A 22,995-nucleotide genomic window follows, 5' to 3' on the forward strand; every position below is an offset into this window, starting at 1 on the left:
TTTACGGCGTGGACTACCAGGGTATCTAATCCTGTTTGCTCCCCACGCTTTCGCACCTCAGTGTCAGTATGAGCCCAGGTGGTCGCCTTCGCCACTGGTGTTCCTTCCTATATCTACGCATTTCACCGCTACACAGGAAATTCCACCACCCTCTGCCCTACTCTAGCTCGCCAGTTTTGGATGCAGTTCCCAGGTTGAGCCCGGGGATTTCACATCCAACTTAACGAACCACCTACGCGCGCTTTACGCCCAGTAATTCCGATTAACGCTTGCACCCTCTGTATTACCGCGGCTGCTGGCACAGAGTTAGCCGGTGCTTATTCTGTCGGTAACGTCAAAATACTCACGTATTAGGTAAGTACCCTTCCTCCCAACTTAAAGTGCTTTACAATCCGAAGACCTTCTTCACACACGCGGCATGGCTGGATCAGGCTTTCGCCCATTGTCCAATATTCCCCACTGCTGCCTCCCGTAGGAGTCTGGACCGTGTCTCAGTTCCAGTGTGACTGATCATCCTCTCAGACCAGTTACGGATCGTCGCCTTGGTGAGCCATTACCTCACCAACTAGCTAATCCGACCTAGGCTCATCTGATAGCGCAAGGCCCGAAGGTCCCCTGCTTTCCCCCGTAGGGCGTATGCGGTATTAGCGTTCCTTTCGAAACGTTGTCCCCCACTACCAGGCAGATTCCTAGGTATTACTCACCCGTCCGCCGCTGAATCAAAGAGCAAGCTCTTCTCATCCGCTCGACTTGCATGTGTTAGGCCTGCCGCCAGCGTTCAATCTGAGCCATGATCAAACTCTTCAGTTCAATACTGCTTGGGTTTTGAGAAAACCCTAAACTTGGCTCAGCAATCTCAAATGACTTACTTTCAAATCTTTCGATTTTTCGTGTAGCCACTTGTGATGCTGATAATCTTTTTGACTATCAGTCTGAGCTCACAAGCACCCACACGAATTGCTTGATTCAGTTGTTAAAGAGCGGTTGGTTAAGAGCTTTTCGTCTCAACCGAGGCGCGCATTCTACGCTTTCCTCAGAGCCTGTCAAGCGTTTATTTTGAAGTTTTTCAGAATTTCTCTTTCAACTTCAACCACTTGACTCGCTGCAATCTCTCGTCAGCGGGAGGCAAATTCTACAGCGTTTCAAACCGCTGTCAACTGCCTTTTTCACCGCTGTCGATCTTTCGATCGAAGCCCTTCCGGATGACCCTGGAACCACTAACTCTTTGAAACTCAAGGAGTTTTCAGTTCCGACTGCGCCGGAAGTGGGGCGAATTATAGACAGATCCACAGGGGCGTCAAGGACTTATTTCAACTTTGTTTCAGCGGCGGCGTTTTAGCTATAAGCCACAAGCTTCAAGCTGCAAGTAAAAGCAGAGGCACCGCGCTCAACTTGTAGCTTGCAGCTTATAGCTTGAAGCTTTAGACCACCTTGGCCACCCGCAGACGCTCGATCTCCGATGCCGCCAAGCCAAGCACTTCGCCGAGGATCTGCTCAGTATGCTCCCCCAGCAACGGCGGTGCATGGCGATACTCCACCGGCGTCTCGGACAGACGAATCGGGCTGGCCACCTGCGGCACCTGCCCGGCCAGCGGGTGAGGCATCTCGATAGCCAGGCCCCGCGCCTTGACCTGAGGATCGGCAAACATCTGCGCCAGGTCGTTGATCGGCCCGCACGGCACACCCGCCCGTTCCAACTGCGCGACCCATTCAGCGGTGGTCTTGAACACCGTGGCCTGGCGGATCAGTGGAATCAGCTCGGCACGGTTGGCAACCCGCTGCTTATTAGTAGTAAAGCGCGGATCGTCTGCCCATTGCGGCTGGCCAGCCACTTCGGCGAACTTGCGGAACTGCCCGTCGTTGCCCACGGTGAGGATGAAGTCGCCGTCGGCAGTAGGGAAATCCTGGTAAGGCACGATGTTGGGATGAGCATTACCCAGACGCCGCGGTGGCGTGCCGGTGGTGAGGTAGTTCATGGCCTGGTTGGCCAGGCAGGCAACCTGCACGTCGAGCAGCGCCATATCGATGTGCTGGCCGCCGCCATCGCGGTCACGATGGGCGAGGGCGGCCAGGATCGCCACGGTCGAGTACAGCCCGGTGAGGATGTCGGTCAGCGCGACACCGACTTTCACCGGCCCCGCACCTTCTTCACCTTCCGGCCGGCCGGTCAGGCTCATCAGCCCGCCCAGGCCCTGGATCATGAAGTCATAGCCGGCGCGCTTGGCGTAGGGCCCGGTCTGACCAAAGCCGGTGACCGAGCAATAGACCAGGCGCGGGTTGATCGCCTTCAGGCTTTCATAGTCCAGCCCATAGGCAGCCAAGCCACCAACCTTGAAGTTCTCGATCAGCACATCCGACTTCGCTGCCAGCTCGCGCACCAGGCGCTGGCCCTCGGGCTGGGTGAAGTCGATGGTCAGCGAACGCTTGTTGCGGTTGGCCGCCAGGTAGTAGGCAGCCTCGCTGGTGTTCTCGCCGTAGGCGTCCTTAAGGAAGGGCGGCCCCCAGGCGCGCGTATCATCGCCGCTGCCCGGGCGCTCGACCTTGATCACTTCGGCGCCGAGGTCGGCGAGTATCTGCCCGGACCAGGGCCCGGCCAGCACTCGCGACAGATCCAGCACCCGCAGATGAGATAGCGCGCCCATGGCTGGCTCCTTATTAATAGAAGGACTGGATGCCGGTCTGTGCGCGACCAAGGATCAGCGCGTGTACGTCATGGGTACCTTCATAGGTGTTGACCACCTCAAGGTTGACCAGGTGACGGGCAACGCCGAACTCGTCCGAGATACCGTTGCCACCCAGCATGTCGCGAGCCATACGGGCGATGTCCAGGGCCTTGCCGCAGGAGTTGCGCTTCATGATCGAAGTGATTTCGACCGCAGCGGTACCTTCGTCCTTCATCCGGCCCAGGCGCAGGCAGCCTTGCAGGGCCAGGGTGATTTCGGTCTGCATGTCGGCCAGCTTCTTCTGGATCAGCTGGTTGGCTGCCAGCGGGCGACCGAACTGCTTGCGGTCCAGGGTGTATTGGCGCGCGGTGTGCCAGCAGGCCTCGGCGGCGCCCAGGGCACCCCAGGAAATGCCATAACGCGCAGAGTTCAGGCAGGTGAACGGACCTTTGAGGCCGCGCACATCCGGGAAGATGTTCTCTTCGGGGACAAACACATTGTCCATGACGATTTCGCCGGTGATCGAGGCGCGCAGGCCGACCTTGCCGTGAATCGCCGGGGCGCTCAGGCCCTGCCAGCCTTTCTCCAGGACGAAACCACGAATGTCGCCGGCATCATCCTTGGCCCAGACCACGAACACGTCGGCGATCGGGCTGTTGGTAATCCACATCTTGCTGCCGCTCAGGCGATAGCCCCCGTCGACCTTCTTGGCGCGGGTGATCATCGAACCCGGATCGGAGCCGTGGTCGGGTTCGGTCAAGCCGAAACAGCCGATCCACTCGCCGCTGGCAAGCTTGGGCAGGTACTTCTGCTTTTGTGCCTCGGTACCGAATTCGTTGATCGGCACCATGACCAGCGACGACTGCACGCTCATCATTGAACGGTAGCCGGAGTCGATACGCTCCACTTCCCGGGCAATCAGGCCGTAGCACACGTAGTTCAGGCCGCTGCCGCCGTACTGCTCGGGAATGGTCGCGCCCAACAGGCCGACTTCGCCCATCTCGCGGAAGATCGCCGGGTCGGTCTGCTCGTGACGGAACGCTTCCAGCACGCGCGGAGCCAGCTTGTCCTGGGCGAACTGATAAGCGCTGTCACGCACCATGCGCTCTTCTTCAGTGAGCTGTTGGTCGAGCAACAGCGGGTCGATCCAGTTGAAGCTTGCTTTACCGGCCATGAGCGAATCCTCGAGAAATGGGACCAGAGTTGTTGTGCCTTGATCCTAGGCCCGTTCAGGCGACGAGACAAACGAGGATTGCGCATGCTCTTGTGATAATTTCTCACTTCGTAATGGCCCTAAAGGCCATCTTTACGCCATATTAGTGAGGTTGATGTACATGCGGCGCAAGATCCCCAGTACGGCGGCCCTGGTCTGCTTCGAGGCTGCAGCCCGCCACGAGAGCTTTACCAAGGCTTCCCAGGAGCTATCCCTGACCCAGGGCGCCGTATGTCGGCAAATCGCCGGGCTCGAGGAGTTTCTCAATGTCGAATTGTTTCGCCGCTCCCGCCGCGGGGTGAAGCTCACCGAAGCCGGGCTTTCCTATAGCCGCCGGGTCGCCACCCAGCTGGACGCAGTGGAGCGCGACACCCTGTCGGTAATGGGCCAGCAGGGCGCCAACGTCATCGAACTGGCGGTGGTACCGACATTCGGCACCCAATGGCTGCTGCCACGGCTGAAGGATTTTCAGCAGCGCCACCCCGAGGTCACGGTCAACCTGACCAACCGCACCCGGCCATTCCTGTTCGCCGATACCAGCTTCGACGCGGCGATCTACTTCGGTGATGCCGACTGGTCGGGCACCGAGTCCCATCGGCTGATGGGCGAGAACCCCGTGCCGGTGTGCAGCCCGGCGTTGCTTGGCAATAACAAGCAGCTCACGGGCGAGCAGATCGCCCAGTTGCCGCTGCTGCAACAGACCACCCGGCCCTATGCCTGGCGCCAGTGGTTCAACAGCCTGGAGATGAATGTCGCCCGCGACATGACCGGCCCGCGCTATGAGCTATTCTCGATGTTGGCACAGGCCGCCATGCACGAGATGGGCGTGGCGCTGATTCCGCCCTTCCTGATCCAGCGCGAACTGGCAGAAGGGCGCCTGGTGGTGGCCAGTCCGCACGCGCTGTCGAGCATCAAGGCGTATTACCTGATGATCCCCGAGCGCAAGGTGGAATCGGCTTCGCTGCGCGCTTTCCGCGACTGGCTGGTGGGAGAGGCGAGCCGCTACGCCGCAGCGCATAAGGACGACAGCTATAACTTGACCCCGTAGTCAGCAAAACTGAAACCCTACAGATATAAGGAAATGTCGCATTTAGGCCAACTGTTTCAGAGGCCCTCACAAAAGCCCTTAACCCTGCTGTTTATGCGGCCTTCACAGCATAAATCGCGCTTTTAGCCAGGCATTCAGCAAATTCGGCGGAAAATTTTCAAATTTTACCGTAATCTCCCTGAAGCCCGCGCTTGGCGGGCTCCAGGCCTGTTATTGCGACATTCGGTCACAGGGTGACTTGTAGTTTGATTGCCGTCACCCTTCAAAACTGGTTGAAGCGATTCAGGAATCACCTGCAAAATGCCGCGCCCCGCTTGAATTCGGCGGGATCGTGCTGATCGGCCGCCCCAGCGCACCATCCGCAGTGCACTGGTTTACCAACAAAAGATCACGCAGGAGAAATGACGTGCACATTGGTGTTCCTCTCGAAACGCAGACGGGCGAAACACGGGTTGCTGCAACCCCGGAAACCATCAAGAAACTGATTGGCCAGGGGCATCAGGTCACCGTCCAGAGCGGCGCCGGCATCAACGCCAGCGTTCCGGACAGTGCCTATGAAGCAGCAGGCGCCACTATTGGCAGCGCTGCCGATGCGTTTGGAGCTCAGCTGGTTCTGAAGGTTGTAGCCCCTGACGATAGCGAACTGGCCCAGATCAAGAGCGGCACTGTCCTGGTGGGCATGCTCAATCCGTTCAATAACGAAACCATCGCCAAGATGGCCGAGTGCGGCATTACCGCCTTTGCCCTCGAAGCTGCGCCGCGCACCTCGCGAGCCCAGAGCCTCGATGTGTTGTCGTCGCAGGCAAACATTGCCGGTTACAAGGCGGTGTTGCTCGCGGCTCACCACTATCCGCGCTTCATGCCGATGTTGATGACCGCTGCCGGTACCGTTAAGGCCGCGCGCGTGCTGATCCTCGGCGCCGGTGTCGCCGGGCTGCAGGCCATCGCCACGGCCAAGCGCCTGGGTGCGGTGATCGAAGCCTCGGACGTGCGTCCGGCAGTGAAGGAGCAGATCGAGTCGCTGGGTGCCAAGTTCATCGACGTCCCTTACGAGACCGATGAAGAGCGCGAGTGCGCCGAAGGTGTCGGCGGTTACGCCCGGCCCATGCCGGCCAGCTGGATGCAGCGCCAGGCCCTGGCGGTGCACGAGCGCGCCAAGCAGGCCGATATCGTCATTACCACCGCACTGATCCCCGGCCGCAAGGCACCCACCTTGCTCAGCGCCGAAACCGTGGCGCAGATGAAACCCGGCTCGGTGGTCATCGACCTCGCCGCAGCCCAGGGTGGCAACTGCCCGCTGACCGTCGCCGACCAGGTGGTGGTGGAGCAGGGCGTGACCATCGTCGGCCCGACCAACCTGCCAGCCCAGGTCGGCGCCGATGCCTCGGCCCTGTACGCACGCAACCTGCTCGACTTCATGAAGCTGCTGTTCGACAAGGACGGCGCGCTGACGATCAACCTCGAAGACGACATCGTCGCCGCGTGCCTGATGTGCCGCGACGGCCAGGTCATCCGCAAGAACGGATAAGGAGCCAGACAATGGAAGACATGCTGATCTCTCACGGCGTCTATAACCTGATCATCTTCGTGCTGGCGATCTATGTCGGTTACCACGTGGTCTGGAACGTCACCCCTGCACTGCACACCCCGTTGATGGCGGTCACCAACGCCATCTCCGCCATCGTCATCGTCGGCGCCATGCTGGCCGCCGCGCTGACCGTCACACCGCTGGGCAAGACCATGGGCACCCTCGCGGTGGCCCTGGCGGCGGTCAACGTATTCGGCGGTTTCCTCGTCACCCGGCGCATGCTGGAGATGTTCAAGAAGAAAGCCCCAAGCAAGGGCGCAGCGAAGCAAGAGGGGCAGAAGTAAACATGAGCATGAACCTGGTAACACTTCTCTACCTTGTCGCCTCGGTATGCTTCATCCAGGCGCTCAAGGGTCTGTCGCACCCGACCACGTCGCGGCGCGGCAACCTGTTCGGCATGCTCGGCATGGCCCTGGCGGTGATCACCACCATCGGCCTCATCTATAAGCTCGGAGCTGAACTGGCCACCGATGGTATCGGCTACGTCATTGTCGGCCTGCTGGTCGGCGGTACTGCCGGCTCGATCATGGCCAAGCGCGTTGAAATGACCAAGATGCCCGAGCTGGTCGCCTTCATGCACAGCATGATCGGTCTGGCCGCGGTGTTCATCGCCATTGCCGCAGTGGTCGAGCCGCAATCGCTGGGCATCGTCGCCAGTATCAGCGACCCGATCCCTAGCGGTAACCGCCTGGAACTGTTCCTCGGTGCCGCCATTGGTGCGATCACCTTCTCAGGTTCCGTCATTGCCTTCGGCAAGCTCTCGGGCAAGTACAAGTTCCGTCTGTTCCAGGGCGCACCGGTACAGTTCAGCGGACAGCACAAACTGAACCTGGTACTCGGCCTTGCCACCATCGGCCTGGGCCTGGTGTTCACGTTCACCGGCAGCTACAGCGCCTTTGCCCTGATGCTGATCCTGGCGTTCATCATGGGCGTGCTGATCATCATCCCGATTGGCGGCGCCGACATGCCGGTGGTGGTGTCGATGCTCAACAGCTACTCGGGCTGGGCGGCAGCAGGTATCGGCTTCTCGCTGAACAACTCGATGCTGATCATTGCCGGCTCGCTGGTCGGTTCGTCCGGTGCGATCCTCTCGTACATCATGTGCAAGGCGATGAACCGCTCGTTCTTCAACGTGATCCTCGGCGGTTTCGGCGGCGCGGCAGAAGCGGCCGGCCCGGCGGGCGCCAAGGAAGCCCGCCCGGTGAAATCCGGTTCGGCCGACGATGCGACCTTCCTGCTCAGCAACGCCGACACCGTGATCATCGTCCCCGGCTACGGCCTGGCGGTGGCCCGTGCCCAGCACGCACTGAAAGAGCTGACCGAGAAGCTGACCCACAACGGCGTGACCGTGAAGTACGCGATCCACCCGGTGGCGGGGCGCATGCCCGGGCACATGAACGTACTGCTGGCCGAAGCCGAAGTGCCATACGACCAGGTGTTCGAGATGGACGACATCAACTCCGAGTTCGGCCAGGCCGACGTGGTGCTGGTACTTGGCGCCAACGATGTGGTCAACCCGGCAGCGAAGAACGATCCGAAGTCGCCGATTGCCGGCATGCCGATCCTCGAGGCCTTCAAGGCCAAGACCATCATCGTCAACAAGCGCTCGATGGCCAGCGGCTACGCCGGCCTGGATAACGAACTGTTCTACCTGGACAAGACCATGATGGTCTTCGGCGACGCCAAGAAGGTCATCGAAGACATGGTCAAAGCGGTCGAATAAGCCGTTCAACCTGCTGTGACAAATAGCCCCAGCGCGGTACCGGCTGGGGCTTTTTCATGCCCGGCCCGCCGACAGAAGGCTCTATTTCAGGGCTTCGCATTCGACCTTGGTCGCGGGACGAAGCCAGGCGAAAACACTAGACTGCGCATCTAGCTTTAGTAGCCCGAGATAACAATCCATGTACCGTGATCGTATCCGCTTGTCCTCCCTGCACAGCAAGGTAATGAGTGCGGCTGATGCCGCTGGCCTGATCGAGGACGGCATGACCGTCGGCATGAGCGGTTTTACCCGTGCCGGTGAAGCCAAGGCCGTGCCCCATGCACTGGCCGAGCGCGCCAAGCAGTCGCCCCTGAAAATCAGCCTGATGACCGGCGCAAGCCTGGGCAACGACCTCGACAAACAGCTGACCGAGGCCGGTGTACTGGCCCGTCGCATGCCGTTCCAGGTCGACAGCACCCTGCGCAAGGCCATCAACGACGGCAAGGTCATGTTCATCGACCAACACCTGTCGGAAACCGTCGAGCAGCTGCGCAACCAGCAGCTCAAGCTGCCGGACATCGCGGTCATCGAAGCGGTCGCCATCACCGAGCAAGGCCACATTGTGCCGACCACTTCGGTGGGCAACTCGGCCAGCTTCGCGATTTTCGCCAAACAGGTGATCGTCGAGATCAACCTGGCGCACAACGCCAACCTGGAAGGCCTGCACGACATCTATATCCCGACCTACCGCCCGACCCGTACGCCGATCCCGCTGGTAAAAGTCGATGACCGCATCGGCAGCACCGCGATCCCGATCGACCCGGCCAAGATTGTCGGTATCGTCATCACCGAGCAGCCGGACTCGCCGTCCACCGTGCTGCCGCCAGACGACGAAACCCAGGGCATCGCCAACCACCTGATCAACTTCCTCAAGCAGGAAGTCGACGCCGGGCGCATGACCAACAAGCTCGGTCCGCTGCAGGCCGGTATCGGCAGCATTGCCAACGCGGTGATGTGCGGCCTGATCGACTCGCCGTTCGAAGACCTGACCATGTACTCCGAAGTACTGCAGGACTCGACCTTCGACCTGATCGACGCCGGCAAGCTGAGCTTCGCTTCGGGCAGCTCGATCACCCTGTCGACCCGCCGCAACGCCGACGTCTTCGGTAACCTGGAGCGCTACAAGGACAAACTGGTCCTGCGCCCGCAGGAAATTTCAAACCACCCTGAAGTGGTCCGCCGCCTGGGCATCATCGGCATCAACACTGCCCTTGAGTTCGACCTGTACGGCAACGTCAACTCCACGCACGTCTGCGGCACGCGGATGATGAACGGCATCGGTGGCTCGGGCGACTTCGCCCGCAACGCGCACCTGGCGATCTTCGTCACCAAGTCGATTGCCAAGGGCGGGGCGATTTCCAGCGTGGTGCCGATGGTCAGCCACGTCGACCACACCGAGCACGACGTCGACATCCTCGTCACCGAGCAGGGCCTGGCTGACCTGCGTGGCCTGGCACCACGCGAACGTGCCCGGGTGATCATCGACAACTGTGTGCACCCGTATTACCGCGACACGCTGAACGACTACTTCACCCGCGCTTGCGAACGCGGCGGCCACACGCCGCACATCCTGCGCGAAGCCCTGGCCTGGCACGAAAACCTGGAAGAAACCGGGCGCATGCTCGCCAGCTGACCTGCACAGTAACCGGCCGGTTGTGCGCAATGCCAACCGGCCGGACAACTGATTTATTTATTCTGGCAAAAACTGTTCTACTGTACCGGTGATTTCACCACCATTTTCCGTCCTCTTGTCCCTTCTCCAAGCAGAAATGCACCATTTCAGTGCCGACCAGTACAGTTGCGCCTATTCCGAGTGCAACAGTCGCTTAAAACAGTTAACTGGCCCATCACAATGCAGGTGAACTGTATCTACTGTTATGGACGACAGAGGAGGATCATTGGCATCAGTTAAATCACTACCTAATGCCGCCACAAGCGGAAGGATGACATCATGGAACGTACCCTCAGTTCCGATCTGGTTTTCGAAAACACCGCCGAACAATCCAAGGCCTCGCTGCCACTGCGCCTGCTGGCCAACCTGATGCTGTGGCAACGCCGTATTGCCAGCCGCCACCAACTGGCTCGCCTGGACTCGCGTCTGCTGGCTGATGCCGGTATCAGCGAAGCACAACGCTACGAAGAGCTGAGCAAGCCTTTCTGGCGTTAATGCAGGGCTCGCCGGCCAAGGCCGGCACCTCGAATTCCCCAAAACCCGTCGCAGGTGACTGCTGACGGGTTTTGTCGTTTAAAGGCCCGAGATAGAGCGGCTGACACCACGACATGTACAGTTAGACATTTAAGAAATATGACCGGTACAGTTGATAAATCTTGCGACGAGGTGGTCCAAGCCTCAGGTTCCTATCGCGTGATACCCTTAGCGTACCCAGCTTGGTAATAAGTAGCGCAACAAGCTGAGCGTGCGTCTGACATAAGAACCACCAAAAAGCCTATCCAGGAGATCGACCATGTTCCATTCACGCTTGTTTGGCGCCGCGCTGCTGCTGGCCCTGGCTTCCACTGCCAACGCCACCAGCTTTGTCGTCACCACCGATACCGTCGTTCGTGGCGTCGCCGCCTCCACTGATGCCACCTCCGATGTGTCGTCCTCGTTCCGTGACGACAAGATCGTCCAGGCCGCCCGTGACGACGCCGCCAGCTTCGTTGCCAGCCACGGTGACATCCGCGGCGCGAAACTGGAGAGCGCTTTCGCCCACATTCGCCAGCAGACCCCAACCCTGCAGGCCAGCGACGCTCAACTGGCACAGGCCATCCTGGCGCTCTGAAGCACTCGCTTCCGGCCCATGCATGTAACAACGTGCAACTAAGCCGGGCCCTCTGCGCTGGTCCTCACCAGCGCATTGGGATAGCCTTTACCGCCTGATTCAGCTGCCGTTCGAGACCCATGCGTTATCTGTCATTGCTGTTGCTCGTATTCTGCTGGAGCGGTGCCGCCCAGGCGCTGGACCTGACCACCAACAACCTTGTCGTCAGTGGTTACGTCACCAGCAAAGTGACGTCGGCGCCCTTCGATCGCAAACTGCTGCTGGCCGCCCATGACGATGCCGCTGCATTTGTGGGCAGCGACGGTCAATGGCGGGGCGCTCGCCTTGAGGCTGCACTGGACCGGCTGCGCCAGGCCAACCCGGAACTTCATGCCAGCGACCTTGAACTGGCGCAGGCAATTCTCGTCCAATGATTACTTCTGTTTTCCCGGAGATGCTCCATGCGTAACCCGCTGATTGCCGCCACCCTTGGCCTTCTGCTGCTGGCCGATGTGGCCCAGGCACAAACCCTGGTGGCCACCAGCAACATCATCGTTCGCGCCTTCGGCCGCTCGATCGACTTCACCTCCGACACCACTACTTCGATTCGCGATTCCAAAGTCGTGCGCGAAGCCCGCGACGATGCCGCCAGCTATGTCGCCAGCCGTGGCGAGATCCGTGGCGCACAACTCGAAGCCGCCTTCGATACCCTGCGCCAGCGTGTTCCTGAAGCACGCCAGGCCAGTGACCAGGTCCTGGCTGAAGCCATTCTCGCTCTGTGAAGCCGGTGCGTGCCTGGCTGCTGGGTTGCCTGCTGATACTGTTCGGCAGCCCGGCATTGGCCGACCTGCAGCTGGTGCTGCAGGCCGACGACTTGAACCCGCAGCAACAGCGGGCCAGCCAGGCATTGCTGGACGAAGCCCTGCAGGCACTGCCGCCGAGCTTCAAGACCCGCCTTGACCGACGCATCCTGGTCAGCTGGAGCAGCCGCATGCCGGCCGACGCCTACGGCCAGGCATCGCTGGTCTCCACCCTGGAGCTCAATAGCCGCCTGCTGCCGGGCCTTGCCGATGGCAGCGCCGCCACGCAGAAGACCGGCCGCCCCCACGGCACCGTACGCCAGGAGTTGTTGGCCACCGTCCTGCATGAGCTGACCCACATCTATGACCGCGCCCGCCTGTGGCAGGGTGCGCAACGTCGGCTGATCACCCAGTGCACCCGACAGCAGAACAGCCAGGGCAAAGTCGGCCTGCCCGAACAGTGCCGTGGCCAGACCGAACGCCGTTTCACCCTCAGTGACGACCCGCGCCTGCTCGACCTGGCTGGCTGGCCGCAATATGTCGGCCGTCGTGGCGAGCGCGAACAGCACAACCGCCAGGTGGCACGCAGCCCCGACAGCTATGAGCTGAGCAGCCCCAAGGAATTCATTGCGGTCAACATGGAGTACTTCCTGCTCGACCCAAGCTTTGCCTGCCGCCGCCCGGCCTTGCAGGCTTACCTGAAGGAGCATTTCGACTGGGCGCCCGAGCATCCGCCATGCCCGAGCGCATTGCCGTTCCTCAACGCCGGCAATGACTTTGCCAAATCGCCGCTGGGCGAGATCGACCCCGAGCGGGTCTATGCCGTGGATTACCTGCTGGCCGAAGCCAACCAGAACTGGGTCAGCCGCTGGGGCCACAGCATGCTGCGCCTGGTGATCTGCGCCCCAGGGCGCCCGCGCGGGCCGGACTGCCGCCTGGACCTGGACCAGCACCTGGTGCTGTCGTACCGGGCGTTCGTCAATGATGTGCAGCTGTCGAGCTGGGACGGTTTGACCGGTGCCTACCCGTCGCGGCTGTTCGTGTTGCCACTGGCCCAGGTCATCGACGAATACACCAAGACTGAACTGCGCAGCCTCGCCTCTATCCCGCTCAGGCTCAACCGTAACGAACTGGAAAGCCTGGTACGGCAAGCCGCCGAGATGCACTGGAGCTACGACGGCAACTATTACTTCCTGTCCAACAACTGCGCGGTCGAAACCCTCAAGCTATTGCGTAGCGGCACCGCCAACCCACGCCTGAACAATCTGGACAGCATCGTTCCCAATGGCTTGCTCGAAGTACTCGAAGGCCGCGGCCTGGCTGACGTCAGCGTGCTCGACGACCCGCGCGAGGCGCTACGCCTGGGTTACCGCTTCGACTCCTACCGCGACCGGTACCAGGCGATGTTCCTGGTACTGAAGCAGCAGCTGCCGATCAAGCAGGACAGCGTCGAAGCCTGGCTGGAACAATCTGCCGAACAACGCCAGCAGTGGTTTGCCCAAGCCGACCTGCGCACCAGCGCGGCGTTGCTGCTATTGGAGCAAGCCAGCCTGCGCCGCCAGCTGTTGCTGGCCCAGGACGAGGTCAAGCAGCGCTACTTGACCGGGCGGGAGCTCAATGACGCCAGCGTCGGCAAGGCTAACAACACCCTGCAGCAGATTCTCGCCAACAGCGGTTTTCTCAGCCGCCCGGCGGAACTGCTGGGCAGCAGTGGCTACGGTTTGCCCCAGGCCAGTGAGCGGGAAAAGCTGCTGAGTGAAACCAGCCAGCGGCAAAAACAGCTGCAAACCCTCAGCGCCGAACTCGACAAGGAGGTGCGCGCCTTGCTCGGCCCGACACGCGCGGCTGAAATCAAAGCGGTCGAGGCCAACATCAAGCAGGTGGGCGAACATTTGCGCGCACTGCACAAGGCCGGCGGCGGTCTGCAACTGCCCTGATCACAGGGTTTCGCCATGCTCTTCAGGCAACTGTTCATCCAGGTGCAGCCAGGACAGGCGGCTGTCGATCCAGATGTGCCGGTTGGGCGGCGCCAGCTCCGGCTGGTCGAGCGTCGTCACGGTGACGTCGATGCTCTGCGGGCTCAGATCAGTGGTCAAGGCCACATGGGCACCGCAACGACTGCAAAAATATCGCACGCAACTGGCCGATGAGTCATAGCGTTGCGGCGTACCACTCAACCACTGGAAATCATCACAGTTCACCGTCAACCAGGTGATCAACAAGCCACCACTGACCCGCCGGCAAACCGAGCAATGGCAGTGGGCAACATCCGTCAACGGGCCTTGAATCCGGTAGCGCAGGGCGCCGCAATGGCAGCCGCCTTCGTACGAATCGCGCATCGCTCCCTCCTGTTACCTATTGGCTTACAGCCAACAATGCACCTCTCGTCGGCTTTGGGCCAGCGAAAGCTGGCTGAAAGCTTCCCGCCTTAGGATTGCCTCCACTACCGGCACCAGACCGGTCAGCCAGGGCCCTGTGTCTTTCATACAGCGCCCGGCCCAATTAACAACAACAATGGTGATACTGATGCTTTCCTACGCCCGCCTCCCTGCAGCCATCCCTCCGCTATTCCACGCGCCGCGCCCCGCGCGCTGATCCGCCCGAATCGTTCTTCCTTCGACGCGCTACGCCTGGAGTACTCCCATGCTGACCTTCCTCGGCTTCGCCATGGTCATCACCTTCATGTACCTGATCATGACCAAGCGCCTGTCGGCCTTGATCGCGCTGATCCTGGTACCGATTCTGTTCGCCCTGTTCGGCGGTTTTTCCGCCAAGATCGGCCCAATGATGCTCGAAGGCATCAGCAAACTGGCGCCGACCGGGGTCATGCTGATGTTCGCTATCCTGTATTTCGCCCTGATGATCGACTCCGGCCTGTTTGACCCGGCCGTACGCAAGATCCTCAAGCTGGTCAAAGGCGACCCGCTGAAAGTCTCGGTCGGCACGGCAGTGCTGGCCCTGGTAGTGTCGCTGGATGGTGACGGCGCCACCACCTACATGATCTGCGTGGCGGCCATGCTGCCGCTGTACAGCCGCCTGGGCATGAGCCCGCGGATCATGGCCGGCCTGATCATTCTCGCCGGCGGCATCATGAACATGACCCCCTGGGGTGGCCCGACCGCTCGCGCCGCCAGTGCCTTGCATGTCGACCCGTCGGATATCTTCGTACCGATGATCCCGGCCATGCTCGCCGGTGTCGTCGCCCTGCTGGCCATCGCCTACATGTATGGCAAGCGTGAGCGCGCTCGCCTGGGCGAACTGCATCTGCCGGGCGATGAGATCGATCACAGTGAAATCAGCGTCTCGCAGTTCCCGGATGCCCGCCGTCCCAAACTGCTGTGGTTCAACGGCGTCCTGACCGCCTTGCTGATGGTCTCGCTGATCATGGGCCTGTTGCCGCTGCCGGTGCTGTTCATGATCGCCTTCAGTATCGCGATGATCGTCAACTACCCGTGCCTGCAACAGCAGAAGGACCGCATCGCCGCCCATGCCGGCAGCGTCCTGGCGGTGACCGGCCTGATTTTCGCCGCCGGTATCTTCACCGGTATCCTCTCCGGTACCGGCATGGTCGACGCCATGTCCAAAAGCCTGCTGGCGGTCATCCCGGATGCGCTGGGCCCGTATCTGGCGGTGATCACGGCGATCGTGAGCATGCCGTTCACCTTCTTCATGTCCAACGACGCCTTCTACTACGGGGTATTGCCGGTGCTGTCGGAAGCGGCCAGCCATTACGGCATCTCGCCTGTTGAGATGGCCCGCGCGTCGATCGTCGGCCAACCCGTGCATCTGCTCAGCCCGCTGGTACCCTCTACCTACCTGTTGGTGGCCCTGGCCGGCATTGAGTTCGGCGATCATCAGCGCTTCACCCTGAAGTGGGCAGTGCTGGTCTGCCTGTGCATAATGCTCGCCGCGCTGCTCATGGGAATTTTCCCCCTGTTCAGTAGCCTATAAGACAACAGAATCACCTAACCGTAGCCGCGCCCCATTGCCTGGGGCGTTCTGCTTACATCGTTCGAAGGAATACACATGGAATGGCTGACCAGCCCAGAAATCTGGGTTGCCTTTTTTACTCTGACGGCGCTTGAGATCGTTCTCGGTATCGACAACATCATCATGATCTCGATCCTGGTCAGCCGCATGCCCAAGCACATGCAGCAGCGCACTCGGATCTTCGGCCTGGCACTGGCCATGGTCACCCGGATCCTCCTGCTGCTGTCGATCACCTGGGTAATGCGCCTGACCGCCGATCTGTTCGTAGTATTCGACCAGGGCATTTCCGGGCGCGACCTGATCCTGTTCTTCGGCGGCCTGTTCCTCTTGTGGAAAAGCTCTCAGGAGATCTACCACGGCCTGGAAGGTGAAGACGAAACCAGCGACGAGCCAAGCGGCGCCGGCGGCAAGTTCTTCTACACCATCATCCAGATCGCGATCATCGACATCGTCTTCTCCCTGGACTCGGTGATCACTGCCGTGGGCATGGTTTCCCACGTACCGGTGATGATCGCGGCGATTATCGTCGCCGTGCTGGTGATGATGCTCTGTGCCGGCGCCATCAGTAACTTCATCGACAAGCACCCGTCGCTGAAGATGCTCGCCCTGTCGTTCCTGATCGTGGTCGGTACCGTGCTGATCGCCGAATCCTTCGACGTGCACGTACCGAAAGGCTATGTCTACTTCGCCATGGCGTTCTCGCTGGCAGTCGAAGCGATCAACATCAAGATGCGCACGGCCATGGCCAAGAAAAAGCAACAGAGCGATCCGGTGAAACTTCGCAAGGACATCCCGGGTCAGTAATCCCGGTGCTGTTGAAAAGGGCCCTGCGGGGCCCTTTTTTCATCCAGCTTCATGACAGTGCTGTTTCAAAGCCTGCCGTGGCTATGCGATGCTGGCGCCACGGCCATTGGCCGACTACAGCTTAAGTGGGCACTGGGAAAAACCGCCTGGTAGCAGGACAGGCTCACGGCATCATCCATTTGCCCCACTGGGGCGCATAACAGGGGGCCTTTTCAATGCTGACCCTGCTCAATCTGCTTTCCGCCGTGGCGTTGCTGATCTGGGGCACGCACATCGTGCGTACCGGCATCCTGCGGGTGTATGGCTCGAACCTGCGTCGGGTGCTGAGCCAGAACATGTCCAAGCGGCCGTTGGCCTTTGTCGCCGGTATCCTGGTGACGGCGATGGTGCAAAGCAGCAACGCCACGGCGATGCTGGTGACCTCGTTCGTCGGCCAGAGCCTGATGGGGCTGACCCCGGCGCTGGCGATCATGCTCGGTGCCGACGTCGGTACCGCGCTGATGGCGCGGGTGCTGACATTTGACTTGTCGTGGCTGTCGCCGCTGCTGATCTTTCTCGGGGTGATCTTCTTTCTTTCCCGCAAGCAGACTCGCGCCGGACAAATGGGCCGCGTCGCTATCGGTCTGGGCCTGATCATCCTCGCCCTGCAGCTGATCGTCGAAGCGGCGGCGCCGATCACCCATGCCCAGGGGGTGAAAGTGCTGTTCGCCTCGCTGACCGGCGATATCCTCCTCGATGCCCTGGTCGGCGCCCTGTTTGCACTGATCTCCTACTCGAGCCTGGCCGCCGTGCTGCTCACCGCAACCCTGGCCGGTGCCGAGTTGATCAGCCTGCCGGTGGCCATCGGCCTGGTGATCGGCGCCAACATCGGCAGTGGCCTGCTGGCCTTTCTCAGCACGAGCATGCAGAACGCCGCAGGCCGTCAGGTGGCGCTGGGCAGTTTGCTGTACAAGCTGATCGGCCTGGTGCTGATCATTCCCGTGCTCAATCCGCTGGTGGCGTGGATGGACAGCCTGAGTTTCAGCCCCCAGGAACTGGTCATCGGCTTTCACCTGCTCTACAACACCTTGCGCTGCCTGATCCTGTTGCCGACGGTGACGCCCATGGGCCGCCTGTGCAGCTGGTTACTGCCTGAGCGCGAAGAAGCCAATGGCCGTGCCCGCCCACGGCACCTGGACGCTACCGCGCTGACTACGCCAAGCCTGGCCCTGGCCAACGCGGTACGCGAAACCCTGCGCATGGGCGATCTGGTCGACAGCATGCTCGATGCCATGCTCAATGTGCTGCGCGGCACCCAGACCGCCATGACCCAGCAGATGCGCGGCCTGGGCGAAGACGTCGAGGCCCTGTACAACGCCATCAAGCTGTACCTGGCGCAAATGCCCCGCGAAGACCTCAGCGAGCAGGACAGCCGGCGCTGGGCCGAGATCATTGAGCTGGCGATCAACCTCAAGCTTGCCAGCGACCTGATCGAGCGCATGCTGCGCAAGGTTCAACAGCAGAAGACCTCTCAGCGCCGGGAGTTTTCCGACGTCGGCCTGGAAGAGCTCACCGGTTTGCACAGCCAGTTGCTGGCCAATTTGCGCCTGGGCCTGTCGGTGTTTCTCAGCGCCGATCCGGAAAGCGCCCGCCAGCTGCTGCGGGAAAAACGCCGCTTCCGCGCCCAGGAACGACGCCTGGCCCACGCCCATGTCAGCCGACTGCAACGTAAAGTGGTGCAAAGTATCGAGACCAGCTCATTGCACCTGGAACTGATCGCCGACATGAAACGATTGAACTCCTTGTTCTGCAGCAGTGCCTATGTGGTATTGGGCGGCGCCGATACCGGCGGCCTGCTGCTCGACAGCGTGCCTGACGACGCTCACTCACCCTGACCGCTTCACCTCAAGAACTCCCGCAAGGAAGCTCGCCATGCGTTGCCTGATGTTCATTTGCCTGTTGCTGGGCTGCGCGCCCGGCTTCGCCATCGACCGCTCCCAGGTCGAAGGCTACCTGCTGCCCAATGGTCTGCAGGTGGTGCTCAAGTCGGGTTATGAACGCAGCCATGTGTCGATTCGCCTGGTGGTGGGTGTTGGCTTCGATGACTTCCCCTGCGAGCGCCAGGAGCTGCCGCACTTGCTTGAACACCTGCTGTTCAGCGGCATCGACGACAGCGGCGAGGGCGGCCTGGAAGAACGCATGCAGGCACTGGGCGGGGAGTGGAATGCCTATACCAGCAGTGCCGACACCACCTTCGTCATCGAAGCGCCGGCGCGCAACCAGCGCAAGGTACTCGACCTGCTGCTGGCGGTGATCAACGACACCCGGATCGATGAAAAAGCCCTGGAGCTGTCCAAGCGCATCGTCGAACGTGAAGACGGTGGCCATTACTCGCACCTGCAGCGCTGGCTCGACCGCCAGGACCTCGGCCATCGCGCCAGCGACCAACTGGCAGTGGAGCTGGGGCTCAAGTGCGCCGAACGTTCGTCGATCGAGGACATGACCCTGGAAGAGGTCAATGACCTGCGCGAGCACTGGTACGCGGCCAACAACATGACCCTGATCGTTGTCGGCGGCCTCGACCGCCTGCTGCCAGCCTATCTGGAGCGCACCTATGGCGAGCTGCCAGCGGTCGAGCCGGGTGAGCGCCGGGTGCTCGACGGTGTCACGCACAAAGCCGAAGCCCGCCGTGAGTTGACCCGTGGCTGGCTGGGCGACAGTGCGCGCCTGCACTGGCTATTCCTCGAACCGGTACTGGACAACGACCACGGCCAGACCTGGGACCTGCTGCAGCGCTACCTGGACTGGGCGTTGTACGACGAACTGCGGCTCAAGCACGGGTTTTCCTACGGCCCGTTCAGCCAGCGCGAGAGCTTCGGTGACACCGGGCTGATGGTGCTCAATGCCGATCTGGACCGCGCCGATGTCGATGCCGCCGAGCAGGCCCTGGCCGCCATGCTCGAGCGCCTGCGCAAGGATGGCCTGGACCCGGCAACGTTCCAGCGCATCAAACAGGCCGCCATCGACCGCGAAGCCTGGACCACCCAGGGCAACAGCGTCCTGGCCGATTATTACTGGGGGGCGCTGAACGATTACGCCGACGGGCGCTTTGCCGATCCGGTGCGGGCGTTGCGCAGAATCAGCCTGGAAGATGCCAACCGGGCCCTGCAACAGTTACTGGCCGAGCCTGGCTATGTGCGGATCGAGAAGCCGCTGCTCAGTTTTGACGAGCTGTATGGGTGGGTGGCGCTGGCGGTGGGGGTGTTGTTGGCCGGGGTGTTGATCTGGGGGCGGCGGCGTTCCCGCTGAAATCATCGCGGGGCAAGCCCGCTCCTACAGAGTATCCTGTGAAGGTTTTTACCTGACCTTGCGAACACCTTCATGCCTCTTTACCTCCAGCGCCTGATCGAGCTGATCAAGCGCTATCCCGGAGTCATCGCCCTCGGTGGTTTCATTTCCGGTGTCGGCAGCTTCATTCTGGTCGATCGCCAGGAGAGCCTGGCCAGCTGGATCGCCATCGTCATGCTCATCAGCTGGATCTGGCTGATGATGGAGAACACCTTCACCAAGGTCTTCACCAAGGTCTTCAAGCGCGAAATCCCCCAGCCGCTGCTGCGCTACGCGACGCAGATGATCCACCAGGAAAGCCTGTTCTTCGTCCTGCCGTTCTTCTTCGTGACCACCACCTGGAACAGTGGCCAGCTGGTGTTTACCGGCATACTCGCCGCAGCCGGACTGATATCGATCATCGACCCGCTGTACTACAAGTGGCTGGCCCCGCGGCGCTGGCTGTACCTGGCGCTGCATACCCTGACCTTGTTTGCCGCGCTGCTGACCGCGCTGCCAATCATCCTGCACCTGACCACCTCGCAGAGCTTCAAGCTGGCCCTGGGCATCGCCATGCTGCTGTCGTTCCCGAGCCTGGCCAGCAGCTTCCCGATCAGCCACTGGCGCCGTGGGATCATGCTGGTGGTGATGACCCTGGCCGTTGGTGCCGGCGGCTGGATGCTGCGCTCCTGGGTGCCACCAGCGACCCTGTGGATGACCGAAGTGGCAGTCAGCACCCAGGTCGAGAACCGCACGCCTGGCAAAAGCCTGGAGCAGATCAAAGCCAGTGAAATACGCAGTGGTCTCTACGCCTTTACCGCGATCAAGGCCCCTCGCGGGCTGAACGAGCGGATCTACCATGTCTGGCAATTCGAGGGCAAAGAGGTCGACCGTATCGCCCTGGACATTCATGGCGGGCGCAAGGAAGGCTACCGGGCCTGGACCCACAAGCAGAACTTCCCCGGCAACCCGGTCGGGCGCTGGCAGGTGCGGGTGCTGACCGAAGACGGCCAGGTCATCGGCGTGCTGCGCTTTCGCGTGGTTGACGATGGTCAAGCGCTTGCGGCCGAGTAACGCTATGCTCTGAGGCTGCGAACCGTTGGTCGGACTGCATGGAGCCTATGACTACACACGCCAGCGCCACCCTGGATACTGCAAGCAGCCCGCCACGGCTGCGGATCACCGGTGACTGGACCCTGGCCAACTACGCCAGCCTCAAGCGCAGCAGCGACAGCCTGGCCGGCCAGTATGACCCCTCTACCGAGGTCGATCTCGACCAGCTTGGCAAGCTCGACACCGCCGGTGCGGCTTTGCTGGTCGAGCTGCTCGGTGCCGAGCGCCTGGCGCGGCTGACCGAAACCGCCACACACTTGCCCGCTGCCAGCCAGGCGCTGCTCAAGACTGTGTATTGCTCGGTGCAGGACTTCTGCATCCCGCAAAAGCAGCCGGAACGCTCGGTGCTGATTCAACTGCTCAGCCGTATCGGCCGCGCGGTCGACATCCTGTGGCAAGACACCCTGCAGATCCTCGGCTTCATCGGCCTGATCCTGCAAACCCTGTTCCTGCGTCTGTTCCAGCCCAAGCGCTGGCGGGTTACCTCGGTGGTTGCGCATATCGAACAGACCGGCCTGGACGCCGCGCCCATCGTCGCCTTGCTGACCTTCCTGGTCGGTGCGGTGGTGGCCTTTCTCGGCGCCACGGTGCTGGCCAGCTTTGGTGCCAGCATTTTTACCGTCGACCTGGTGGCGTTCTCGTTCCTGCGTGAATTCGGCGTGCTGCTGACCGCAATCCTGATGGCTGGGCGTACTGCCAGCGCCTTCACCGCGCAAATCGGTTCGATGAAGGCTAATGAGGAGATCGACGCCATCCGCACCCTGGGTCTCGATCCGGTGGAGTTGCTGGTAGTGCCGCGGGTGCTGGCGTTGCTGATCGCGCTACCGTTGCTGACTTTTGTCGCCATGCTCTGCGGCATTATCGGCGGGGCGGTGGTCTGTGCGCTGTCGCTGGGTATCTCGCCGGCGATGTTCCTGTCGCTGCTGCAAAGCGATATCGGTGTGCAGCACTTCCTGGTCGGGCTGGTGAAAGCACCGTTCTTCGCCTTCCTGATCGCTGCCATCGGCTGCCTGGAAGGCTTCAAGGTCAGCGGCAGCGCCGAATCGGTCGGCGCCCACACCACCTCCAGCGTGGTGCAATCGATCTTCGTGGTGATCGTTCTGGATGCCGTGGCGGCACTGTTTTTCATGGAGATGGGCTGGTGAAAGAGGCCAACGGCAACGCTCGCGGGACGGTGATCGAAGCCCGGGGCATCTGCAACCGCTTCGGCACCCAGAGCGTGCACGAGCAACTCGACCTGGACCTGTACCGCGGCGAAATCCTCGCGGTGGTCGGCGGCTCGGGCAGCGGCAAGTCGGTGTTGCTGCGCAGTATCGTCGGCCTGCGCCGGCCCAACGAAGGCCAGGTGCGGGTGTTCGGCCAGGACCTGAGCAGCGCCAGCGACGAGCAGCGTTCACTGGTCGAGCGGCGATTCGGCGTGCTGTTCCAGAAGGGCGCGTTGTTCTCGTCACTGACCGTCACCGAAAACGTCGCCTTGCCGCTGATCGAGCACGCGGGCCTGAGCCGCGCAGATGCCGAGCACCTGGCCGGGGTCAAGCTGGCCCTGGCCGGGTTGCCGATTTCCGCGGCAGACAAATATCCGTCGTCGCTGTCAGGCGGGATGATCAAGCGCGCGGCGCTGGCCCGGGCGCTGGCCCTGGACCCGGACATCCTGTTTCTCGACGAACCCACCGCCGGCCTCGATCCGATTGGCGCGGCGGCCTTCGACCAGCTCATCCTGACCCTGCGCGACGCCCTGGGCCTGAGCGTGTTCCTGATCACCCACGACCTGGACACCCTCTACACCATCACTGATCGCGTCGCCGTGCTGTCGCAGAAAAAGGTGCTGGTTGCCGGGCCCATTGCCCAGGTCGAAGACACCGACGACGCCTGGATTCACGACTACTTTCATGGCCCGCGTGGCCGCGCGGCGTACCAGGCCGCTACAGCGCCCAAGGAGCTCTGAG

20 protein-coding genes and 1 rRNA gene are annotated in these 22,995 nt (G+C 61.5%); 17 read left to right on the top strand and 4 right to left on the bottom strand.

Annotated elements, in window-relative coordinates; all coding sequences use genetic code 11:
* The 3 genes from CCOS864_RS00005 to CCOS864_RS00020 form a co-directional block, all read right to left on the bottom strand.
* Nucleotides 1–810: ribosomal RNA gene (locus CCOS864_RS00005) — 16S ribosomal RNA — on the bottom strand; the annotation flags it as partial.
* A 611-nt stretch (nucleotides 811–1,421) separates the two neighbouring features.
* Nucleotides 1,422–2,642 (bottom strand): CaiB/BaiF CoA transferase family protein, encoded by a 1,221-nt coding sequence (locus tag CCOS864_RS00015; RefSeq protein WP_115084417.1) that lies wholly within the window; start codon nucleotides 2,640–2,642, stop codon nucleotides 1,422–1,424.
* 13 nt (nucleotides 2,643–2,655) lie between these two features.
* Nucleotides 2,656–3,837 carry an acyl-CoA dehydrogenase gene (locus tag CCOS864_RS00020; RefSeq protein ID WP_010222582.1) on the bottom strand — a complete coding sequence of 394 codons (1,182 nt, stop codon included), beginning with the start codon at nucleotides 3,835–3,837 and terminating at the stop codon, nucleotides 2,656–2,658.
* 160 nt (nucleotides 3,838–3,997) lie between these two features.
* On the opposite strand from CCOS864_RS00020, the gene CCOS864_RS00025 reads away from it, so the two are divergent.
* The 10 genes from CCOS864_RS00025 (at nucleotide 3,998) to CCOS864_RS00070 (ending at nucleotide 13,773) form a co-directional block, all read left to right on the top strand.
* Complete coding sequence (locus CCOS864_RS00025; protein WP_115084991.1) at nucleotides 3,998–4,924, top strand: LysR family transcriptional regulator; 927 nt, start codon at nucleotides 3,998–4,000, stop codon at nucleotides 4,922–4,924.
* Between the two features lie 406 nt (nucleotides 4,925–5,330).
* Complete coding sequence (locus tag CCOS864_RS00030) at nucleotides 5,331–6,452, top strand: Re/Si-specific NAD(P)(+) transhydrogenase subunit alpha (RefSeq protein WP_038997785.1); 1,122 nt, start codon at nucleotides 5,331–5,333, stop codon at nucleotides 6,450–6,452.
* Between the two features lie 11 nt (nucleotides 6,453–6,463).
* A complete protein-coding gene (locus CCOS864_RS00035) occupies nucleotides 6,464–6,796 on the top strand; it encodes an NAD(P) transhydrogenase subunit alpha part 2 (RefSeq protein ID WP_115084418.1) in 333 nt (110 codons plus the stop codon).
* A 2-nt stretch (nucleotides 6,797–6,798) separates the two neighbouring features.
* On the top strand, nucleotides 6,799–8,235 hold the full coding sequence (locus CCOS864_RS00040) for an NAD(P)(+) transhydrogenase (Re/Si-specific) subunit beta (RefSeq protein ID WP_115084419.1): 1,437 nt from the start codon (nucleotides 6,799–6,801) through the stop codon (nucleotides 8,233–8,235).
* Between the two features lie 178 nt (nucleotides 8,236–8,413).
* Complete coding sequence (locus CCOS864_RS00045) at nucleotides 8,414–9,907, top strand: acetyl-CoA hydrolase/transferase family protein (protein WP_115084420.1); 1,494 nt, start codon at nucleotides 8,414–8,416, stop codon at nucleotides 9,905–9,907.
* Nucleotides 9,908–10,225: 318 nt separating this feature from the next.
* Entirely contained in the window at nucleotides 10,226–10,441 is a 216-nt protein-coding gene (locus CCOS864_RS00050; protein ID WP_010222590.1) for a DUF1127 domain-containing protein, read from the top strand.
* A gap of 298 nt (nucleotides 10,442–10,739) precedes the next feature.
* A complete protein-coding gene (locus tag CCOS864_RS00055; RefSeq protein WP_010222591.1) occupies nucleotides 10,740–11,057 on the top strand; it encodes a DUF2388 domain-containing protein in 318 nt (105 codons plus the stop codon).
* A 119-nt stretch (nucleotides 11,058–11,176) separates the two neighbouring features.
* Nucleotides 11,177–11,470, top strand: a complete 294-nt coding sequence (locus tag CCOS864_RS00060; RefSeq protein WP_115084421.1) for a DUF2388 domain-containing protein — start codon at nucleotides 11,177–11,179, stop codon at nucleotides 11,468–11,470.
* 27 nt (nucleotides 11,471–11,497) lie between these two features.
* Nucleotides 11,498–11,818, top strand: a complete 321-nt coding sequence (locus CCOS864_RS00065) for a DUF2388 domain-containing protein (protein WP_010222593.1) — start codon at nucleotides 11,498–11,500, stop codon at nucleotides 11,816–11,818.
* A complete protein-coding gene (locus CCOS864_RS00070; RefSeq protein ID WP_115084422.1) occupies nucleotides 11,815–13,773 on the top strand; it encodes a DUF7844 domain-containing protein in 1,959 nt (652 codons plus the stop codon). The genes CCOS864_RS00065 and CCOS864_RS00070 overlap by 4 nt, the downstream gene beginning before the upstream one ends.
* Here CCOS864_RS00070 and CCOS864_RS00075 read toward each other — a convergent pair whose 3' ends face one another.
* On the bottom strand, nucleotides 13,774–14,175 hold the full coding sequence (locus tag CCOS864_RS00075) for a GFA family protein (protein WP_115084423.1): 402 nt from the start codon (nucleotides 14,173–14,175) through the stop codon (nucleotides 13,774–13,776).
* Nucleotides 14,176–14,479: 304 nt separating this feature from the next.
* Between CCOS864_RS00075 and CCOS864_RS00080 the strand changes: the two genes are divergently transcribed.
* From CCOS864_RS00080 to CCOS864_RS00110, 7 genes are all read left to right on the top strand, one after another.
* A complete protein-coding gene (locus tag CCOS864_RS00080; protein ID WP_115084424.1) occupies nucleotides 14,480–15,787 on the top strand; it encodes a CitMHS family transporter in 1,308 nt (435 codons plus the stop codon).
* A gap of 75 nt (nucleotides 15,788–15,862) precedes the next feature.
* Nucleotides 15,863–16,630: a TerC family protein gene (locus tag CCOS864_RS00085; protein ID WP_115084425.1), complete on the top strand. Its 768-nt coding sequence runs from the start codon at nucleotides 15,863–15,865 to the stop codon at nucleotides 16,628–16,630.
* Between the two features lie 215 nt (nucleotides 16,631–16,845).
* Nucleotides 16,846–18,504 (top strand): Na/Pi cotransporter family protein, encoded by a 1,659-nt coding sequence (locus CCOS864_RS00090; RefSeq protein ID WP_115084426.1) that lies wholly within the window; start codon nucleotides 16,846–16,848, stop codon nucleotides 18,502–18,504.
* A 37-nt stretch (nucleotides 18,505–18,541) separates the two neighbouring features.
* Complete coding sequence (locus CCOS864_RS00095) at nucleotides 18,542–19,918, top strand: M16 family metallopeptidase (RefSeq protein ID WP_115084427.1); 1,377 nt, start codon at nucleotides 18,542–18,544, stop codon at nucleotides 19,916–19,918.
* A 72-nt stretch (nucleotides 19,919–19,990) separates the two neighbouring features.
* Nucleotides 19,991–21,010: a DUF5924 family protein gene (locus tag CCOS864_RS00100; protein WP_115084428.1), complete on the top strand. Its 1,020-nt coding sequence runs from the start codon at nucleotides 19,991–19,993 to the stop codon at nucleotides 21,008–21,010.
* Nucleotides 21,011–21,048: 38 nt separating this feature from the next.
* The gene (locus CCOS864_RS00105; protein WP_115084429.1) at nucleotides 21,049–22,194 is read left to right on the top strand and encodes an ABC transporter permease; all 1,146 of its coding nucleotides are present in this window, start codon (nucleotides 21,049–21,051) and stop codon (nucleotides 22,192–22,194) included.
* 29 nt (nucleotides 22,195–22,223) lie between these two features.
* Nucleotides 22,224–22,994, top strand: a complete 771-nt coding sequence (locus CCOS864_RS00110) for an ABC transporter ATP-binding protein (protein ID WP_166675764.1) — start codon at nucleotides 22,224–22,226, stop codon at nucleotides 22,992–22,994.
* Nucleotide 22,995: the final 1 nt, after the last annotated feature.

The organism is Pseudomonas wadenswilerensis (genome assembly GCF_900497695.1).
In the GTDB taxonomy this organism is placed as follows: domain Bacteria; phylum Pseudomonadota; class Gammaproteobacteria; order Pseudomonadales; family Pseudomonadaceae; genus Aquipseudomonas; species Aquipseudomonas wadenswilerensis.

Bases quoted from the DNA above. Each gene is read 5' to 3' on its own strand.
- CCOS864_RS00020 (WP_010222582.1), bottom strand. From the start codon at position 3,837: ATGGCCGGTAAAGCAAGCTTCAACTGGATCGACCCGCTGTTGCTCGAC.
- CCOS864_RS00040 (WP_115084419.1), top strand. From the start codon at position 6,799: ATGAGCATGAACCTGGTAACACTTCTCTACCTTGTCGCCTCGGTATGC.
- CCOS864_RS00055 (WP_010222591.1), top strand. From the start codon at position 10,740: ATGTTCCATTCACGCTTGTTTGGCGCCGCGCTGCTGCTGGCCCTGGCT.
- CCOS864_RS00105 (WP_115084429.1), top strand. From the start codon at position 21,049: ATGGAGCCTATGACTACACACGCCAGCGCCACCCTGGATACTGCAAGC.
- CCOS864_RS00050 (WP_010222590.1), top strand. From the start codon at position 10,226: ATGGAACGTACCCTCAGTTCCGATCTGGTTTTCGAAAACACCGCCGAA.
- CCOS864_RS00095 (WP_115084427.1), top strand. From the start codon at position 18,542: ATGCGTTGCCTGATGTTCATTTGCCTGTTGCTGGGCTGCGCGCCCGGC.
- CCOS864_RS00045 (WP_115084420.1), top strand. From the start codon at position 8,414: ATGTACCGTGATCGTATCCGCTTGTCCTCCCTGCACAGCAAGGTAATG.
- CCOS864_RS00090 (WP_115084426.1), top strand. From the start codon at position 16,846: ATGCTGACCCTGCTCAATCTGCTTTCCGCCGTGGCGTTGCTGATCTGG.
- CCOS864_RS00085 (WP_115084425.1), top strand. From the start codon at position 15,863: ATGGAATGGCTGACCAGCCCAGAAATCTGGGTTGCCTTTTTTACTCTG.
- CCOS864_RS00065 (WP_010222593.1), top strand. From the start codon at position 11,498: ATGCGTAACCCGCTGATTGCCGCCACCCTTGGCCTTCTGCTGCTGGCC.
- CCOS864_RS00025 (WP_115084991.1), top strand. From the start codon at position 3,998: ATGCGGCGCAAGATCCCCAGTACGGCGGCCCTGGTCTGCTTCGAGGCT.
- CCOS864_RS00075 (WP_115084423.1), bottom strand. From the start codon at position 14,175: ATGCGCGATTCGTACGAAGGCGGCTGCCATTGCGGCGCCCTGCGCTAC.
- CCOS864_RS00080 (WP_115084424.1), top strand. From the start codon at position 14,480: ATGCTGACCTTCCTCGGCTTCGCCATGGTCATCACCTTCATGTACCTG.
- CCOS864_RS00015 (WP_115084417.1), bottom strand. From the start codon at position 2,642: ATGGGCGCGCTATCTCATCTGCGGGTGCTGGATCTGTCGCGAGTGCTG.
- CCOS864_RS00060 (WP_115084421.1), top strand. From the start codon at position 11,177: ATGCGTTATCTGTCATTGCTGTTGCTCGTATTCTGCTGGAGCGGTGCC.
- CCOS864_RS00100 (WP_115084428.1), top strand. From the start codon at position 19,991: ATGCCTCTTTACCTCCAGCGCCTGATCGAGCTGATCAAGCGCTATCCC.
- CCOS864_RS00035 (WP_115084418.1), top strand. From the start codon at position 6,464: ATGGAAGACATGCTGATCTCTCACGGCGTCTATAACCTGATCATCTTC.